The sequence below is a fragment of the Chryseobacterium taiwanense genome (assembly GCF_000813825.1).
Taxonomy (GTDB): domain Bacteria; phylum Bacteroidota; class Bacteroidia; order Flavobacteriales; family Weeksellaceae; genus Chryseobacterium; species Chryseobacterium taiwanense.
Genome location: NZ_JWTA01000010.1, coordinates 115,363 through 132,849, shown reverse-complemented (window position 1 = coordinate 132,849; position 17,487 = coordinate 115,363). Strand labels below are relative to the sequence as shown.

At 34.9% G+C, this 17,487-nt stretch carries 17 protein-coding genes; 9 read left to right on the top strand and 8 right to left on the bottom strand.

Features of this window, described 5'->3' with window-relative positions; all coding sequences use genetic code 11:
- The first annotated feature begins 1 nt into the window (after position 1).
- The 9 genes from RM51_RS12810 (at position 2) to serS (ending at position 10,232) form a co-directional block, all read left to right on the top strand.
- The gene (locus RM51_RS12810; RefSeq protein WP_039370090.1) at positions 2 to 1,327 is read left to right on the top strand and encodes a 4Fe-4S dicluster domain-containing protein; all 1,326 of its coding nucleotides are present in this window, start codon (positions 2 to 4) and stop codon (positions 1,325 to 1,327) included.
- Between the two features lie 84 nt (positions 1,328 to 1,411).
- Entirely contained in the window at positions 1,412 to 2,197 is a 786-nt protein-coding gene (locus RM51_RS12805; RefSeq protein WP_039370087.1) for a (Fe-S)-binding protein, read from the top strand.
- A gap of 14 nt (positions 2,198 to 2,211) precedes the next feature.
- Entirely contained in the window at positions 2,212 to 3,375 is a 1,164-nt protein-coding gene (locus RM51_RS12800) for a hypothetical protein (RefSeq protein ID WP_131667078.1), read from the top strand.
- 24 nt (positions 3,376 to 3,399) lie between these two features.
- The gene (locus RM51_RS12795; protein ID WP_039370080.1) at positions 3,400 to 3,888 is read left to right on the top strand and encodes a hypothetical protein; all 489 of its coding nucleotides are present in this window, start codon (positions 3,400 to 3,402) and stop codon (positions 3,886 to 3,888) included.
- An 84-nt stretch (positions 3,889 to 3,972) separates the two neighbouring features.
- Positions 3,973 to 5,103: a glycosyltransferase gene (locus RM51_RS12790; RefSeq protein ID WP_039370079.1), complete on the top strand. Its 1,131-nt coding sequence runs from the start codon at positions 3,973 to 3,975 to the stop codon at positions 5,101 to 5,103.
- A gap of 5 nt (positions 5,104 to 5,108) precedes the next feature.
- A complete protein-coding gene (locus RM51_RS12785) occupies positions 5,109 to 6,362 on the top strand; it encodes an MATE family efflux transporter (RefSeq protein ID WP_039370076.1) in 1,254 nt (417 codons plus the stop codon).
- 63 nt (positions 6,363 to 6,425) lie between these two features.
- A complete protein-coding gene (gene asnB, locus RM51_RS19150; RefSeq protein ID WP_052248501.1) occupies positions 6,426 to 8,327 on the top strand; it encodes an asparagine synthase (glutamine-hydrolyzing) in 1,902 nt (633 codons plus the stop codon).
- Positions 8,328 to 8,360: 33 nt separating this feature from the next.
- Positions 8,361 to 8,867, top strand: coding sequence for a hypothetical protein (locus RM51_RS12775; RefSeq protein ID WP_039370072.1), 507 nt, complete (start codon positions 8,361 to 8,363; stop codon positions 8,865 to 8,867).
- A gap of 96 nt (positions 8,868 to 8,963) precedes the next feature.
- Entirely contained in the window at positions 8,964 to 10,232 is a 1,269-nt protein-coding gene (gene serS, locus RM51_RS12770) for a serine--tRNA ligase (RefSeq protein ID WP_039370069.1), read from the top strand.
- Between the two features lie 53 nt (positions 10,233 to 10,285).
- Here the strand turns inward: serS and RM51_RS12765 are convergent, their stop codons facing one another.
- The 8 genes from RM51_RS12765 to ccoS form a co-directional block, all read right to left on the bottom strand.
- Complete coding sequence (locus RM51_RS12765; protein WP_039370066.1) at positions 10,286 to 11,065, bottom strand: hypothetical protein; 780 nt, start codon at positions 11,063 to 11,065, stop codon at positions 10,286 to 10,288.
- Positions 11,066 to 11,085: 20 nt separating this feature from the next.
- Positions 11,086 to 11,853 carry a sulfite exporter TauE/SafE family protein gene (locus tag RM51_RS12760; RefSeq protein ID WP_039370064.1) on the bottom strand — a complete coding sequence of 256 codons (768 nt, stop codon included), beginning with the start codon at positions 11,851 to 11,853 and terminating at the stop codon, positions 11,086 to 11,088.
- Positions 11,844 to 12,296, bottom strand: a complete 453-nt coding sequence (locus RM51_RS12755; protein ID WP_039370060.1) for a FixH family protein — start codon at positions 12,294 to 12,296, stop codon at positions 11,844 to 11,846. Before RM51_RS12755 ends, RM51_RS12760 begins: the two co-directional genes overlap by 10 nt.
- 8 nt (positions 12,297 to 12,304) lie before the next feature.
- Positions 12,305 to 13,759: a cytochrome c oxidase accessory protein CcoG gene (ccoG, locus tag RM51_RS12750; protein ID WP_039370057.1), complete on the bottom strand. Its 1,455-nt coding sequence runs from the start codon at positions 13,757 to 13,759 to the stop codon at positions 12,305 to 12,307.
- Positions 13,760 to 13,855: 96 nt separating this feature from the next.
- Positions 13,856 to 14,737 carry a cbb3-type cytochrome c oxidase N-terminal domain-containing protein gene (locus RM51_RS12745; protein WP_039370055.1) on the bottom strand — a complete coding sequence of 294 codons (882 nt, stop codon included), beginning with the start codon at positions 14,735 to 14,737 and terminating at the stop codon, positions 13,856 to 13,858.
- Positions 14,738 to 14,747: 10 nt separating this feature from the next.
- Positions 14,748 to 14,945 (bottom strand): cbb3-type cytochrome oxidase subunit 3, encoded by a 198-nt coding sequence (locus RM51_RS12740; RefSeq protein WP_039370054.1) that lies wholly within the window; start codon positions 14,943 to 14,945, stop codon positions 14,748 to 14,750.
- An 18-nt stretch (positions 14,946 to 14,963) separates the two neighbouring features.
- A complete protein-coding gene (gene ccoN, locus RM51_RS12735; protein WP_039370053.1) occupies positions 14,964 to 17,225 on the bottom strand; it encodes a cytochrome-c oxidase, cbb3-type subunit I in 2,262 nt (753 codons plus the stop codon).
- 30 nt (positions 17,226 to 17,255) lie between these two features.
- A complete protein-coding gene (ccoS, locus tag RM51_RS12730) occupies positions 17,256 to 17,453 on the bottom strand; it encodes a cbb3-type cytochrome oxidase assembly protein CcoS (protein WP_039370049.1) in 198 nt (65 codons plus the stop codon).
- Between the last annotated feature and the right edge of the window lie 34 nt (positions 17,454 to 17,487).

The window sequence follows — 17,487 nt, the reverse complement described above, 5'->3', positions numbered from 1 at the left end:
CATGCAATATATCGATAATATTATTTTTCTGATTTTATTAGTTGCAGGTTTCGGGCTGTTTGCGAAAAGTCTGCAAAAGATATATAGAAACATCAGATTAGGAAGAGAAATCAATAGAAACGACAGAAAAGGAGAACGTTGGGAAACCATGGCGCGTGTGGCTATGGGACAGAGTAAAATGGTAAAAAGACCTGTAGCAGGTATTTTACACCTTTTCGTATATGTCGGTTTTATTATTATTAATATTGAACTTATTGAAATTGTTGTTGACGGAATATTCGGAACACATCGATTTCTATCTTCAATATTCGGACATGGTTTTTATAATTTCTTCACTGCTACTTTAGAAGTTTTAGCACTTTTGGTAGTAATTGGAGTCGTTGTATTCTTTATCCGTAGAAATTTTTACGGAGTGAAAAGATTAACGATGAAAGAACTTTTCGGATGGCCAAAACATGATGCGAACTGGATTTTGATTATCGAGTTTGCTTTAATGATGGCTTTCTTCAAAATGAATGCTTCAGATTGGGTTCTTCAGCAAAGAGGATTACTTCCTGAACACGGAAGTTTTCCAATCAGTTCTACCATTCTAGGACCTATCTTAAACAACTTTGGTGACGGGTTCTTATTCTTCACAGAAAAAGCAGCATGGTGGTTTCACTTTGTGGGAATCTTATTCTTTATGAATTACCTTTATTATTCTAAGCATTTACATATTATTTTGGCTTTCCCAAGTACTTGGTATGCGAATCTGGAGAAAAAAGGAAAATTCAACAATCTGGAGTCTGTTACAAAAGAAATTAAATTAATGATGGATCCCAATGCAGATCCTTACGCAGCGCCGGCTGAAGGAGAAGCAGAAGTTCCTTCAAAATTCGGGGCAGAAGATATTTTTGATTTGAATCAGGTTCAGCTATTAAATGCCTATTCTTGTACAGAATGTGGTCGTTGTACCTCAGTTTGTCCTGCGAATATTACAGGTAAAAAACTATCTCCGAGATTAATTTTAATGAAAACCAGAGACCGTCTGGAAGAAGTGGGAAAAAATATCGATAAGAATGGAAGCTTTGTAGATGACGGTAAAAAATTGTTGAACGATTATATTACCAAAGAAGAGCTTTGGGCTTGTACGACATGTAATGCGTGTACAGATGCTTGTCCGGTGTTATTAGACCCGCTTTCAATTATTTTTGAAATGAGAAGATTCTTGGTGATGGAGCAGTCTGCCGCACCTCAGGAATTAAATCTGATGATGACGAATGTTGAAAACAATGCTGCTCCATGGCAGTATAATCAGGCAGACCGTCTGAATTGGGCAAATGATTAATTAATTTAACAATGTAAAAATGTAACGATGTAACAATCATTCGTAAACTGTTGCACTGTTATATTGATAAAATTGAAAACTACTATGGATTTCACGATAAAAACAATGGCCGAATACGCAATGGAAGGCAAATCTCCGGAAGTTCTTTTCTGGGTAGGATGTGCCGGAAGTTTTGATGACAGAGCCAAAAAAATAACAAAAGCATTCTGTAAGATCCTTAATAAAATAGGAGTGGAGTTTGCTGTTTTAGGACAAGAGGAAAGCTGTACTGGTGATCCTGCAAAACGTGCCGGAAATGAGTTTGTTTTTCAGATGATGGCATTAACGAACATTGAAGTTCTGAATGCATATGAAGTAAAGAAAATCGTAACGGCTTGTCCACACTGTTTCAATACCCTGAAAAATGAATATCCAAGTTTAGGAGGGAATTTTGAAGTGGTACACCATACACAGTTCCTTAAAACATTAATGCAGGAAGGACGTCTGAAGATTGAAGGAGGTGCTTTCAAAGGGAAGAAGATCACTTTCCATGATCCTTGTTACTTAGGAAGAGCCAATGATGAATATGAAGCACCAAGAATGCTTCTGGAAAAATTGGATGCCGAGCTTGTAGAAATGAAGCGTTGTAAAACCAACGGATTATGTTGTGGAGCAGGAGGTGCACAGATGTTTAAAGAGCCTGAAAAAGGTAACAAAGACATCAATATAGAAAGAACGGAAGAAGCGTTGTCATTTGAGCCAAAAGTGATCGCTACAGGCTGTCCATTCTGTAATACGATGATGACAGACGGAGTAAAGCACTTCAATAAGAATGAAGAAGTTGCTGTAAAAGATATTGTAGAACTTCTGGCAGAAGCTGAAGATCTTTAATTAATACAATTCAGGTGAAGTTTTTAGGAAAGAAGGATAGAGATTCGCAATGGAAAATTTCTTTCCTAATTACTTTACTATTGGTTTTTCTCCTAAGTTGTTGGAGTTATAAAAACCGAGTTTACGACTGGGATATGCCTGGTTATCTGGGATGTCTCTTTCAAAGAGAATTTTCTACATCTCCAGAGAAAGTACATCAGTACACCTATACTTCCATCAAAAAAGAAGCCTCTCCCTCTCAGTTCAAAGATATTTCCGGGCTGGTTCAGCCAAGTAAAGCCGTACAATTTTTTAAGCAAGATACACAGGCTTTTTCAGAGCAATTGCCCTATTATCAAATAAAAATAGGATACAACTTTGCAGTTCTGTTTTTCTATAAGCTAGGCTTTTCCCCGCCACATTCCGTTCTGCTGGTAAGTATTGTCTCTTACTTTTTATCAGGATTAATTCTTTTCTACCTTTTCAATATACTTTTTCCCAGAAAAAATATTTTATCTGTTTTACTTACCGTGGGAATACTGATATTGCCCCCTATACGAGCTTTGTCTAATACGCCTGTTCCGGATATGTTTTCCCTTCTTTTTCTTCTTATATTCATGATCGGATTATTTAGAAAATGGGGAAATTGGCAAATGTTTTTAGTGATTGTATGCCTTATATTGATTCGCCCGGACTACATTATTTTTGCGCTTACCTACTCGGCAACATCGTTTGGGTTTACCTGGTTGTCGGAAAACAGGAAAATAAATTTTATTTATATATTACAGGGTGTCTTATTTTCGGCTGTATATCTGTTTATTATTAAGTATTATCATTTTCCGGGATGGAAAGATGTCTTTTATGATACATTTATAGACCGAAGACCCTTGATTTCAGCTCAAGCGGCTGATTTCACCTTCAGCTACTATCTACATTTTCTTTTCATTAAATTAATAAGTTTTAAGAAGATCTCTTTAGCTGCATTTATGATCATTGGATTGATTTATTATTTTTCAAAAGATCTTTGGGTAAGAATGTTTTCAGTATTTATTTTTGGCAATATTTATTTAAAATTCATGTTTTTTCCGGCTTCGGCAGAAAGCAGATTTTTCTTTGGCTATGTCCTGATGCTTTTTTTAATGCTGTGTTATGCGGCAAGTAAAAAATACGATGGTTTTCAACTCAGGAAAATTGCGTAATTTTACTTTTTAAATTTATTGGAAATGAAAATTGACGAATCTAATATTGTAGAAACCAACGACTACAGAGTTATCATATATCCTGCATCAAGACCATTTACAACCAAAGAAGCTAAAACGATTACAGAGAAATTGTACGACTTTTTAGCGACTTGGGCAGCACACGGAAAACCGCTTTCTTCCTCTTTTAAAATTGAGAAAAACCAGTTTATTATTATCTGTGTAGACGAAGAACAAGAAATGGCTTCCGGATGTAGTATTGACGCGCTAGGGAAAATTATGAGAGAAATTGATGAAGAATATCAATTGGGCTTATTCGACAGAATGAAAGCTAGTTTTGTTGAAAATGGAGAGGTGAAAACGTTGAAACTGGTGGATTTTAAATCAAAATTGAGAAACAACGAAATCTCTAAAGATATTGAGGTGTTTGACTTTTCTAAAAATACCTATCTTGATTTTTTAAGTCACTTTTTGTTGCCGCTTGAAAAAAGCTGGGCAGCTTCTATAAAATAATTTTTAAAAGATATCTGAATTTCCTCCGAGGTTTCCTGTATACTGAAACTTCTGAGGAAATTTTCTTAGCAGAATATATTCCGGATGCAAAAAGTACTTTTTTTAACAACTGCCCATCATTTCAATGATGACAGGATTTTTTTTCATCAGGCAAAAACGCTTGCTGAGGAAGGATTTGAAGTTAAAATAAGCAGCCTTTCATCGGATATGCAGGGAAATGTAGACGGAATTCAGATAGAATCATATTCTATCCTAGAAAAATCAGTACAGGAAAAAGTTGAAACTTTTAAAAAGATCTGTCATTCATTTCAGCCTGATTGCATTATCTGCTCAGAACCTATCGCTGTTTTTGCAGCAAAAAAATATCAGAAAGAGAAAAAAGTAAGTGTTGTTTATGATATCACCGAATGGTATCCTGCAATGTCAATGCTGGAAGCTTATCCATATCCTGTAAAAATAATTCATGCCGTAAAGTTTTTCCTGGTTCAGTTATATGCGGGTTTCTTAAGTACCCATTTTATTTTTGGTGAAAGCACGAAGAAATTTCCTTTAGCTTATTTTTTTCCATTTAAGAAAAGCATGATTCTTCCTTATTATCCGGATGAAAAATATGTTGTTTCCAATATTAAAAGACTTACTCCAAACGAAATAACACTTTGCTATACAGGAGTATTATCACAAGATAAAGGAATAGGTAATTTTTTTAGGGTAGTAGATTCCCTGAAGAAAAAAGTACCGGAAACAATCATAAAAGTACTGATTGTTGGAGCCGCAAGAAAAGAAAGCGATGAGAAGTATTTTAAAAATCTGCTTTCTGAATATAATTTTAAACATATTGAGATTCGGAAGCCTACTTCATTTGAATATTTTACAGAAACTTTCGCCGATGCAGATCTCTGTTTTGATCTTCGTGAACTCAATTTTGAAAATAACCACTCGTTACCGATAAAATTGTTCTATTATATAGGAGCCGGAAAACCTGTAATTTATTCAAATCTAAAAGGAATTCGTGAACATATGGATGTTTCAGCATTTGGAAAGCTTATTGATCCGCAAAATGCAGAAATTATTTCCGATTTAATTGTAAATTACATCCGGAATCCGGAACATTATAATGCTCTTGCAGTCAATGCCCGAAAAGAATTTGAAGAAAAATACAATTGGAAGGTCATCCGGAATTTCTTCGCTGATTTTGTAAAAAAATCTATTAAATAATTACCATGCAACTCACTGTTGTCAAAACTTTTGTTTCACGTTTTCTGATCCTGATCCTCAGCTTTGGATTGGTGATCTTTTCTACGAATATGTGGGGAAGTGAAGGAAAAGGAACGATTTCGATTGTGATTGCTAATGCAGCGATTGTAAGCTTTTTCAGTAGTATTTTTGCAGGAAGCAGTACCTCTTATTTTGCTTCAAAATTTAAGACCGAACAGATTTTAGTGTACTCCTATATCTGGTCGGTCATTATGGGAATCTTAATTCCTGTTATATTTAGCTTTGCAGATATTCAGGCGGATTATTTGATACATTTGATCGGGATTTCAGTTTTTTCTGCGCTTTTATCTGTAAATGTCAATCTCTTTATTGGAACCAGAAATATCAGATTGTTTAATATCTATACTGTTTTACAACAGCTTGTGCATATACTTTTTATAGGAGTTTTTATCTTTATTTTAGATTTTAAAGACGTTTCGGCCTATTTTGTAGCACAGATTTGCTGTCTTGCATTTTTATTTTTTACAAGTTTCATTCAGGTAATCAGAAAATGTAAGATCTCAGAAGTCTCTTTATCCAAAAAAGTGTTTAAAAGTATGTTTGAGTATGGATGGAAGACCCAGCTCAGTGCTTTTGTGCAATTCTTGAATTATAGGCTCTCCTTTTATTTTCTTGAACATTTTGAAGGCATTGGAAGTGTAGGCGTTTTTTCAATAGGAATTACCTTTTCAGAAGCGATCTGGACGATCACAAGAAGTATTGCTGTGGTTTTATACTCAGATGTTGTTAACAGCAAAAGCAGAGAAGAATCAATTCTTAAAACAAAATCTTCATTGAAGCTTTCATTTCTTTTAATGCTGATCTTTTTACTCGGAATTATTATCATTCCTGGTTCGGTATATGAAATGATTTTCGGAAGGGCATTCAGAGGAACAAAAGAAATTATGTTGCTTTTATCTCCGGGAATTCTGGCTATTGCGATCAGTGATATGATAGGCTATTATTTTTCAGGGATAAAAGAACTGAGAATTCTGAATGTAAAATCAATTGTCGGTTTGGTCATTACCGTTGCTTTTTCTTTCTTACTAATCCCGAAATATGGTATTTTAGGAGCTTGTATTGTGACGACTTTATCCTATTCAGTCTCGGCTTTATTACTTTTCCTGAAATTTTACCGTTCCACAGATTTTAAAATACAGGATTATTTGATTACTAAAGAAGATATCCGTTTGGCCAGAGAAAAATTGAAGAAGAAGTAAATTACTCTTTACTTTTTAGAAAATCAGGCGTTTTGCTTATTTTTACCCAACAAAATCAGAAGTATGTGCGGAATTTGCGGTTATTATTCATTTCATAAAAATATTTCATCTAAGAATATTGCAGAGATGAATCAGTCGATCAGACATCGCGGTCCCGATGATGAAGGATTCTGGATTTCTGACGGTTCTGAAAGCCAAAATTTTTCAGGAAATGATTCTACAGAAAAGATCAAAAAAGAATTTCCGGTTTTACAGGAAGAATATTCAAAAATTGCTTTGGGTTTCAGAAGACTTTCCATTCTCGACCTTTCTGAAAAAGGGCATCAACCGATGCTTTCTGAAAATGAAAAAATTGTCATTACTTTCAACGGAGAAATTTATAATTTTAAAAAACTCAGAAAAGAGCTTGAAACTTTAGGATATCATTTTCAAAGTCAGTCTGATACAGAAGTGATTCTTAAGTCTTATATAGAATGGGGAACTTCTATGTTTGTAAAGCTTGACGGGATGTTTGCAATTTGTATTGTGGATCTGGAGCAGAAAAAAATTATTCTTGGCAGAGATAGAGTAGGACTAAAGCCTTTATTTTACAGTACAAATGAAAACGGATTGATTTGGGCTTCAGAGATCAAAGCAATCCTGAAAAATGAATTTGTAAAACCTGAGATCAACTGGAACGGAGTTTATACCAATTTTCTTTTTCAGACAACCTTGGCTCCAGAAACCTGTTTTCAGCATATTTTTTCACTGGAACCCGGTTCTTTGATGAGTATTGATCTTAAGACGCAGAAAATTTTTAAAGAAAAATTCTGGGAGCTCTCTTTACAATCAAATTCAACGATTTCAGAACAGGATACTGTAGAAAAAATAGATCATTTACTTGCTGAAAGTGTTTCTGAACAGCTTCATGCTGATGTTCCCGTTGCAAGCATGATGAGTGGAGGAATTGATTCTACTTTGATTACTGCCAAATCAAAACCTTTTAAAGAAGATATTAATGCTTTTACCATTTCCTATAAATTTTCTGAAGAAGAGGTGAAAAATGCGTCTTTAGTGGCGAATACTCTTGAAATTCCACATCATATAAAAAATGTGAGTGATGAAGAAGTTTTAGCAGAGTTGAAGGAAAATATTCAGCATTTTGAAGAACCTTACAGCAGTCTAGAGGTGTTGACCAATGCAGCAGAATATGCGAGAAACTTAGGGTTTAAAGTTGTTCTGAGCGGAAATGGAGCCGATGAACTTTTTGCAGGCTATTCTCATTCTTTAAAACTGAATAAATGGCTTTTTCTTAGGAATTTCAATTTTGTAAGGAATTTTATTGTTACACAGGATCAGTTTTCAAAAAAAGTCAAAAATTATTTTTCTCAGGATAGCATGTTTGATTTCTTTAGGCAAAGTCAGGTGGGAATGAAACCAGCTGAAGCAAAATCGGTTTTTACAACTGCCGTTTTTCAAAATATTAATTCAGATCTTCAGCAATATCATTTACAAGAAACTAGAGATTATAAGGGCTATTTTGAATACGATATGAAATACTCGCTTTCGTCACATCATGTTTTCAGAGATGATTTAAGTGCGATGAAATATGGAGTTGAATTCCGTTATCCGTATTTAAGCAACGAATTGATTGATTTTGTGTCTTCCCTACCTGAAATTATTAGATATAATGGTGTTCAGAATAAACCCTTATTAAGAAAAGTTGCTGAAAAATATCTTCCGGAAGAGATTTTAAAGATGCCGAAAAGAGGTTTTTCATTTCCTCTGCATGATTTCATTACAAACGAAAATAAGGTAAGGAATTTTATTGAAGATAATTTATCAAGCCTTAAAAAAAGAAATTTTTTCAATGCTCATATTATCGATGAATGGTGGCAAAATCAGAACGATGTTTATGATTGCGTTAAAATCTGGCAACTTGTCTCCTTTGAATTGTGGTATCAGAAATATTTTGAAAATCTGTAAGGAGACTAAAAATTAATATTTTACCTTTGTGGGATGAAGAAATCTTTTTGGGGAATGCTAATTGGTTTGTTAACACTTCTAAGCTGTGGAAGTGACGATGATTCTTTACAGAAAATCGATCAGATTTTTAATCTGTATATAAAAGATTCTTCAGGGAAAGATTTATTAAATCCTACTAAAGTGGGTTCTTATACGGGTGTTTCATGGAATGATGAATTGGCAGATACTGATGTTGCCACGGTAAGTTTTAGTCGTAAAATGCTTGCTGATTCTACCTATTATGCTGAATATACAGCAGGAGCAACAAGGGTTCTTTATGATGACAGTGATCCTGAAAATAAAATTTATCGATCGGAAATACAGGTTTCTCTGACTAAAAAAACATCGGAGACAACAACAGCTCCTGTAGATATTGATACATTGGAAATCTACTACAGAGTGAATCCTTCCGTTTTTGAGGTTTCGAAAGTGTATTACAATAAAGTTTTGAAATTCTCGAAGACACCTAATGAACCGAATGAGGTTACAATCATAAAATAATCTTAAATTTGCATAAACTGTTCAATGTTTTAAGTTTGAAACCAATGATTTTCAGATTTAATGTATCTACTATTGAACCTTAAACTTTAAACTTTTATGTTACAAGTCAATTTTTTGCGCGACAATAAGGAACGCGTTTTAGAAGGTCTTAAAAAAAGACAATTCAAGAATCTTGAGTTGGTAGACGAGGCTATTGCTACTGACGAAGAAAGAAAAAAAATTCAGTTTGAACTAGATTCCCAGCTTTCCGAAATCAACAAAATCTCCAAAGAAATCGGAATATTGATGAAAGAAGGGAAAAAAGAAGAAGCTGAATCCGCAAAATCTAAAACAGCACAATACAAAGAGTCGACGTCGGAATTGAAATCTCAATTGGATGTAAAAGAAAAAGCTTTGCTGGATATTTTGTATCAGCTTCCGAACATTCCGAATGAATTGGTGAAGAATGGTGCTTCTGCAGATGATAATGAAACTATTTATCAGTCCCATGATGTGGAAGGATTAGGAGAGGGAGCAATTCCTCACTGGGAGCTTGCAAAAAAATACAACCTTATCGATTTTGAATTGGGAGTTAAAATTGCCGGAGCTGGTTTTCCTGTATATTTAGGAAAAGGAGCGAGATTGCAGAGAGCTTTGGTTCAGTATTTTTTAGATAAGAATGTTGAAAAAGGATATATGGAAGTAAATCCTCCTCACGTTGTGAATGAAGCTTCAGGATATGGAACGGGGCAGTTGCCGGATAAAGAAGGTCAGATGTATCACGTTGGAGCTGATGATTTATATTTAATCCCTACAGCAGAAGTTCCTGTAACGAATTTATACCGTGATGTTTTATTGGAAGAGAAAGACCTTCCGATCAAAAATACAGCATTCTCTCAGTGTTACAGAAGAGAAGCAGGTAGCTACGGAGCTCACGTAAGAGGGTTAAACCGTCTTCACCAGTTTGAAAAGGTGGAAATCGTAAGAATTGAAAAACCGGAGAATTCTTATGCTGTTCTGGAAGAAATGGTAGAGCATATCAAAGAGATTTTAACAGATCTTGAGCTTCCTTACAGAGTATTAAGACTTTGTGGAGGAGATACAGGTTTTGCTTCTGCCATGACATACGATTTTGAAGTATGGAGTGCAGCTCAAGAAATGTGGTTGGAAGTAAGTTCTGTTTCCAATTTTGAAACTTTCCAGGCAAACCGATTGAAATGCCGTTATAAAGCGGATGGTAAATCTCAGTTAGTTCATACCTTAAACGGTTCTGCAATGGCTTTACCAAGAATTATGGCTGCATTGCTTGAGAATAACCAGACTGCGGAAGGAATTAAACTTCCTAAGAAGATTGCTGAATATGCAAGATTCGATTTGATTAACTAATCATACTATATTTTATATAAAAACCCACCGGAATTCTCTGGTGGGTTTGTTTTTTATTCAGTGACAATAACTATTTTCTTATCTGAATTTGTAAGCTGTTTTTTGGAATCTCCGAACATTTCATCCAAATTGTAATCCACTCTTATGGTGTGATCATCTACTTTGGTAATCCAGTCATGTTTTCCGGAGATGGACTTTATTTTATTTTCAAACTTTAAAGTTGTACTCATTTTTTTCAGCATCATTTTCATCAGAGATAACGCTGATTGATTATTATCGGCAGGATCATCCAAATCAAGGCTTTCTCCTCCTGGAAGATCTTTACCTGAAAGAATATCTTTAAAACCGTTAATATTCAAATTTTCTGTATCTATGGTAAGTGTTTTGCCATCCCACATATTTAATGCCATCTGATCAACAGGAAGCTTGTCTTTTTTAGACATATTGCTGATGGTATTGTAATCTGCTTTTGTAAAATGATCCATCTTCATAGAGAAACCGGATAGCTCATCTTTATCAAAATTAGATTTCATGAATACCTTTTTCATGATTTTGATAGAATCGGGGTTGGTTGTTTTTAGTTTGCCCTCTTTCTTTTCCATTTCATAAAGACTAGTCCATGTTCTTGGTAGCTTTTCCAATTCGGCAAGTTCTTTTTTATCATTTTTTACAGAATCCGGCATCAATGATTTGAACATGGTCATGGCTTCTTTCATATCAATATCCATTAATGCTGTAGATGCTGCATCTTTGTGATAAACAATTTCCGAGTTTACCGTACACGATTGTAAGGTAAAAAGGCTGATTACAAGTAAAAATAAAATCTTTTTCATAGGTGTATTTGATTTATAAATTAATGACAATTTGTGTTGTTGTGATTATGGGTACTGTGATCTCCGGGTAAATGACAATCTCCCTGATTATCTTTAGAAACAGACATTGCATCCGCAGGAGGAGAGATGTAAGGAATTCCGAGCTCCAAACCACGAAGAATGAATAATCCTCCTAAGACAATCATTACGACAGGAATGACTTTTAAAACTTTTACTCTAAAAGCCTGATTCATGAGATTTCCTACCAAAACAATTGCAAACATAAAAGGGAGGGTTCCCAATCCGAATAAAGACATATATAAAGCTCCCTGCCATATTCCTCCGCTTGCTAAACTAGCCGTTAATGCCATATACACCATTCCGCAAGGTAAAAACCCATTGAGAATACCTGTTGTAAATCTGGAGCGGTAATCTGCCTTCTGAAGAAGTTTTCCTAAATTCGATTTTACAGAAAATAAAAATTTAGAAAAGAAAGGAATCTTTGAAGCAAAATCTTTTCCTCCAAAAGAAAATAAGGCCATAATAATCAGCAGAACTCCCACTAAAATGGTCAAGTATTTTTGAAAACCCGCCATTTCAAAACCTTCTCCAATAATTCCTAAGATCGCGCCCAAAAGGGAATAAGTAAATATTCTTCCGAACTGGTACGTCAGATTTTGAAGGTAATAATTGGTAGCCTGCTTTTTAGTTAATCCCATCGACAAAGCAATAGGGCCGCACATTCCGATACAGTGAAATCCGGATGCAAAGCCTAAACCGATTGCCGATACAATAAGTGCTATTTCCATATCACATCATAGTCCATTCTGTAATCTGTTTTGTCTCTGGTCCAAGTCAATCTCAACGTATAATTTCCCAGTTTTAAAACCTGAGTAGGAATGGTAAAAGATTTATTGGCATCAAGCTGTACAGTTCTGTGTATATCTAAATTCTGGTCGTCGGTTCTGTTTAAAACAAATTTTACCGTAGTGTTGGAATTGTCGTAATCTTTAGGAAAAGAAATTACAATTCCGGATTTATCTTGTTTGTATACAGGTTTTTCCTGCAAATCATCGGCTCTTTTTTTAGCATCAATTACATCTTGGTATTTCAGCTCTTCTTCATAATAATTATCCGTTACCATTTCAGAATTTTTCTGTCCGTTTGTGAAAAGAAACATCATTGACAGAATAAAAATAATGAATGCAGCCAGTGCAATTACAATACCGTGTCCCCAACTAAAGTTTTTCATACTAAAAATTAAAATTGTAATTTAAAAGGTCCTTCAAAATATGTCTGGTAAGAATCAACAAGCTTACCTTTCATATCATAAACGCCTATAGTAATATTTTGTTTCGATAATTTCATTTCGTTTTCAGGGAAGCTAATATTGATAGTCCCTTTTGTGATCTTATCTCTTTCTACTGTAATTTTGCTGGAAGCACTGTAAATAATTTCTCCGTGTTTTGGCTCGATTACTTTTATAGTTACTACTTTTTTATCATTCGTTTTATTTAAGAATGTATAATTGTAGGTATTGGTAATTTTGCCGTCTCTTACAAAGAATGTACTTCCCGCAGGTTTTATGAATTTAGCTTCCATTTCTCCACGGCTGGATAACAGATAACCTAGGAACCCTACCAATGCTAAAAGAAGAATGGCAAAACCTTTCATTCTTCCTGTAAACTTAAATGGAGTTTCTTTTTCAATTTCGTTTTCGGAAGCATATCTGATCAATCCTTTCGGTAGCCCTACTTTTTCCATGACTTCGTCACAAGCATCAATACATGCAGTACAGTTGATACATTCCAACTGTTGTCCGTCTCTGATGTCAATACCTGTAGGACAAACTACCACACATTGATGGCAATCTATACAGTCTCCTTTTCCTACAGCTTTTCTGTCTTCCCCTTTTCTCCATTTCGATCTTCCCTCTCCACGTTTAAAATCGTAAAATACATTGATGGTATCTTTATCGATTAATACCCCTTGAAGTCTTCCGTAAGGGCAAACCAATGTACAAACCTGTTCTCTAAACCAAGCAAAAACAAAATAGAAAGCTGCAGTAAACAGAATCATTACCATAAAATTGGTAGGATTAGCAAACGGCCCTTGCGATACAATATTGAATACTTCCTTATACCCTACAATATACATGAACATGAAATGGGTAATGATGAGGGAAATAATAATGAAAATAGTCCATTTCAAACTTCTCTTCCAGATCTTTTCACTATTCCACTCCTGTCGGTCCAGTTTCATCTGCTTATTTCTGTCTCCTTCAATAAGGTAATCTATTTTACGAAATATCGATTCCATAAAAATTGTCTGAGGGCATATCCACCCGCAGAAAATTCTTCCGAATGCAATCGTAAATACAATAATAAAAATAAGAGAAGTAATGGCTCCTAAAGTAAGGATGAAAAAGTCTTGAGGATAGAAGGGTTGTCCAAAAATGAAGAACTCTCTATCAATAACGTTAAATAAGATCAAAGGATTTCCATTAATCTTTATAAATGGTAATGCAAAATAAATAACAAGTAAAATATAACTTACTATATTTCTATAGTTGGTATACTTACCTTTTGGTTTTCTCGGGAAAACCCATTTTCTTTTTCCCGACTGTTCCATTGTGCCAATAGAGTCTCTGTAAGTTTCGGGATCAAGTACCTGTCCTTGTCCGCCTCTTGCTTCTATTTCTTCTATATCTGACATTTTGTAATATGTTTAAAAAAAGAAAAACATAATTCGTTACTATTTTATTCTAATAACCAATTATGTTTTTTCATATGTTTTAATTTTAAAAAAAAATTATTCTTTTTCCCAATGTGCTTCTGTTCCCTGAGGAGCTGCACCACCTTGAGCTGGTGTCACTGGAGGTTGTTCTTGGTTGATGTGATATACATACGCTGCAATCTTCTCAATTTCAGCACCAGAAACTTCTCCGTTTTTCCCGAATGGTCTCATCGCTGGGTTTGTAGGAGAACCATTCCAGTCCATATGGAAAACGTTTTTGAATAATGTTTTCTCCGGCTGGTTGATCCAGAAGTTATCGGTCAAGTTTGGTCCGATACCACCACTACCATCTTCTTTGTGACAAGACGCACAGTTTGTTTTAAATAATTCTTTACCTTCTGCAATGTTATCAGCTGAATATTTAGCTGTTTCAATTGTTACAGGAGGTTGGCTTGCTTCATATTCTGCAATGCTTGCCAATTGCTCTTTATATTCTTTTTCATATTCGCTTAACGGGTGAGCGAAATCTGTGAAAGAGAATGCTGCAACATATACAATACAAAAAGCAGTCCCAAAATAGAATAAACCTACCCACCATTTTGGTAATTGGTTATCCAACTCCATAATTCCGTCGAAACCATGGTCAATAAGGATATCTTTTTCTTCTGTATCAGATTGCTTTTTGAAAGCTGCATCATACATTCTTTTTAAGAAAGGAACTTTCTTTTCTGCTAAGTATGCTGCTTTTTCTTCATCAGATAGCTTTTTGAATTTATTATTTTCAATTAAATCTCCAATTGCACTGTGAATGTAAGCCAAGATTGCACTTATGACTACAGTTCCCCAGAAATAAGGAGACGTTAAAAACGAGTAGCTTTGTACAAACAAATAATAAAAAACTATTAGAAGTCCAATTATTATTAAAATGTTTACAACAACCGGTGTTCTTTGTTTCATAATAAATAGTTTAATTTTTTAAATTAAAATCATCTTCATCATCCTGCAGAGGCGCCTCTTCTTCTTCTTTGTAATATTTTTTAGGTCTGCTAAAAACATATATTATCAAAGCTACGAAGAACAGGATAAAGAAAATCAGAGCCAGTGTCTGGTAAAAACCAGCATTTTCTGTATTGGATAATATATCTTTAAAGTTCTGAGGAATCATAGACTTTTTAACGTTTTATTAGTTATTACTTGCTGTTTTAATTTCAGTTGTTTTAATATCTGTACCTAATCTTTGTAAATAAGAGATAAGAGCTACAACTTCTTTTTTCTCCAATTTTACATCAGGTCTCTTTGCATATTCCTGTTTCAAGTCATTTGCTTCAGAGAAGATATCTTTTACAATTTTCTTAGCTTGGTTATCTGCCCAAGAGTTTGCAGAATCAATCTGAGCTTTAGTATATGGTACATCAAATGCTCCTTTCATCAACTGCAGTTTAGCTACCATTTTAGATCTGTCTAAGTCTGTAGCAATTAACCAAGGGTAACGAGGCATGATAGAACCTGCAGATGTAGATCTTGGGTTATACATGTGCTTGTAGTGCCAAGAACTTGGGTTTTTCCCTCCTTCTCTATGCAAATCCGGTCCTGTTCTTTTTGATCCCCAAAGGAACGGCCTGTCATATACAAACTCTCCTGCTTTTGAGTACTGTCCGTTTTTACCGTTGAATCTCGTAATCTCATCTCTAAATGGTCTTACCATCTGAGAGTGACAAGCGTTACATCCTTCTCTGATATAAATATCTCTACCTTCTAATTCTAGTGGTGAATAAGGCTTCACTGCAGAAATGGTAGGTACACTTTTCTTAAGAGATAGAGTAGGGATAATCTCTACTGAACTACCAATTGAAATTGTGAAGAAAGATAGAATACCTAATAATACTGGTGTTCTTTCTAACCAAAGGTGAGTTCCTTCTCCTTCTTTTCTGTTTTTGCTGATGTTTGCCAAAGCTGGTGCTTCTGCAGGAACTTCTTTCTGGAATGATCCTTTTCTTACAGTTGCAACAACGTTTATAATCATTAGGATAGCTCCTGAAATATAGAATGCTCCTCCTAAGAATCTCATTTTAAAGTAAGGAATAATTGCAGTTACGGTATCTAACCAGTTTTTCCACAATAAAGTTCCGTCTGGGTTGAACTGTTTCCACATTAACCCTTGAGTAAATCCTGAAATATACATTGGTACTGCATAGAAAATAATTCCTAATGTCCCTAACCAGAAATGCCAGTTAGCTAATTTTACAGACCAAATTTTTGTTCTCCACATGATTGGAACCAAGTAGTAGATAACTCCGAATGCCATGAAACCATTCCATCCAAGAGCTCCTAAGTGTACGTGACCAATAACCCAGTCTGTGAAGTGACCAATTTTATTAATATTTTTAGTTGCCAAAAGCGGACCTTCGAATGTTGCCATACCATAACAAGTAACAGCTACTACGAAGAACTTCAAAATAGGATTTTCTCTTACTTTATCCCAAGCTCCTCTTAAGGTAAGAAGACCGTTTAGCATTCCTCCCCAAGATGGTGCAATAAGCATGATTGAGAAACCTGTTCCCACTGCCTGAGCCCAAGCCGGAAGTGCTGTATACTGAAGGTGGTGAGGACCAGCCCAAATATATACGAAAATTAATGACCAGAAGTGAATGATAGACAGTTTATAAGAGAAAACCGGTCTGTCTGCAGCTTTTGGTAAGAAATAATACATCAAACCTAAAACCGGAGTCGTTAATACGAATGCTACTGCATTGTGACCATACCACCACTGTACGATAGCATCTTTTACCCCTGCATAAGCTGAATATGATTTCCATCCTGTGAAAGATAATGGAACTTCTAGGTTATTGAAGATATGAAGCATAGCTACTGCAATCCAAGTACCGATGTAGAACCAAATAGCTACATATAAGTGTCTTACTCTTCTTTTTGCAATAGTTAAGAACATGTTTGCTCCGAAAATAATCCAAGAGAACGCAATTAAAATATCGATTGGCCATTCGTGTTCTGCATATTCTTTAGAAGTATTAATACCCATAAAGAATGTAACGAACGTAGCAACGATCATAAACTGCCAAGTCCAGAAATGTAACCAAGATAAAGTATCGCTGTACATTCTTGTTTTTAATAATCTCTGTAATGAGTAATAAATACCTGTGTAAACGATATTACATACGAATGCAAAGATTACTGTGTTTGTGTGCAACATTCTGATTCTACCAAATCCGAACGCACCATGAGTGTTTATTAACCCTTGAATATTCCCCGATGCTAAACTTTTAATCGTTGTATCATCAGTTCCGAATAAAAATTCGGGAAGTTCAGGGTAGAAAAGCATTAATGCTGCCGTAAGCCCGAACGTGAATCCAATAAGACCAAATACTATGGTCGCGTAGAGGAATGCACGGACAATGCTATTGTCATAACTAAACTTTTGTGTCTCCATATCAACTATTCACTTTTTTCTTCAATTTTATTATTTTCCTATTTCTTTTTCGTCTGTTTCTTTGTTGCCAATTTCGTATTCTTTTTTGATCTCATCATCAAAAAGAATTCTGACAGCAGGAGATTCATCATCTTCAAACTGTCCTTTTTTGGCATACACTATAAATACGACCAAGAAAATCGCAGCTAAAGAAACACTGCATAGGATCATTAAATATAGAATATCCATTTGACAACAAAATTAACCTATTTTCGGGGTTCAA

Excerpts from the sequence above, each read along its gene's own strand:
- RM51_RS12810 (WP_039370090.1), top strand. The coding sequence starts at position 2 with ATGCAATATATCGATAATATTATTTTTCTGATTTTATTAGTTGCAGGT.
- RM51_RS12805 (WP_039370087.1), top strand. The coding sequence starts at position 1,412 with ATGGATTTCACGATAAAAACAATGGCCGAATACGCAATGGAAGGCAAA.
- RM51_RS12795 (WP_039370080.1), top strand. The coding sequence starts at position 3,400 with ATGAAAATTGACGAATCTAATATTGTAGAAACCAACGACTACAGAGTT.
- RM51_RS12790 (WP_039370079.1), top strand. The coding sequence starts at position 3,973 with ATGCAAAAAGTACTTTTTTTAACAACTGCCCATCATTTCAATGATGAC.
- RM51_RS12785 (WP_039370076.1), top strand. The coding sequence starts at position 5,109 with ATGCAACTCACTGTTGTCAAAACTTTTGTTTCACGTTTTCTGATCCTG.
- asnB (WP_052248501.1), top strand. The coding sequence starts at position 6,426 with ATGTGCGGAATTTGCGGTTATTATTCATTTCATAAAAATATTTCATCT.
- RM51_RS12775 (WP_039370072.1), top strand. The coding sequence starts at position 8,361 with ATGAAGAAATCTTTTTGGGGAATGCTAATTGGTTTGTTAACACTTCTA.
- serS (WP_039370069.1), top strand. The coding sequence starts at position 8,964 with ATGTTACAAGTCAATTTTTTGCGCGACAATAAGGAACGCGTTTTAGAA.
- RM51_RS12765 (WP_039370066.1), bottom strand. The coding sequence starts at position 11,065 with ATGAAAAAGATTTTATTTTTACTTGTAATCAGCCTTTTTACCTTACAA.
- RM51_RS12760 (WP_039370064.1), bottom strand. The coding sequence starts at position 11,853 with ATGGAAATAGCACTTATTGTATCGGCAATCGGTTTAGGCTTTGCATCC.
- RM51_RS12755 (WP_039370060.1), bottom strand. The coding sequence starts at position 12,296 with ATGAAAAACTTTAGTTGGGGACACGGTATTGTAATTGCACTGGCTGCA.
- ccoG (WP_039370057.1), bottom strand. The coding sequence starts at position 13,759 with ATGTCAGATATAGAAGAAATAGAAGCAAGAGGCGGACAAGGACAGGTA.
- RM51_RS12745 (WP_039370055.1), bottom strand. The coding sequence starts at position 14,737 with ATGAAACAAAGAACACCGGTTGTTGTAAACATTTTAATAATAATTGGA.
- RM51_RS12740 (WP_039370054.1), bottom strand. The coding sequence starts at position 14,945 with ATGATTCCTCAGAACTTTAAAGATATATTATCCAATACAGAAAATGCT.
- ccoN (WP_039370053.1), bottom strand. The coding sequence starts at position 17,225 with ATGGAGACACAAAAGTTTAGTTATGACAATAGCATTGTCCGTGCATTC.
- ccoS (WP_039370049.1), bottom strand. The coding sequence starts at position 17,453 with ATGGATATTCTATATTTAATGATCCTATGCAGTGTTTCTTTAGCTGCG.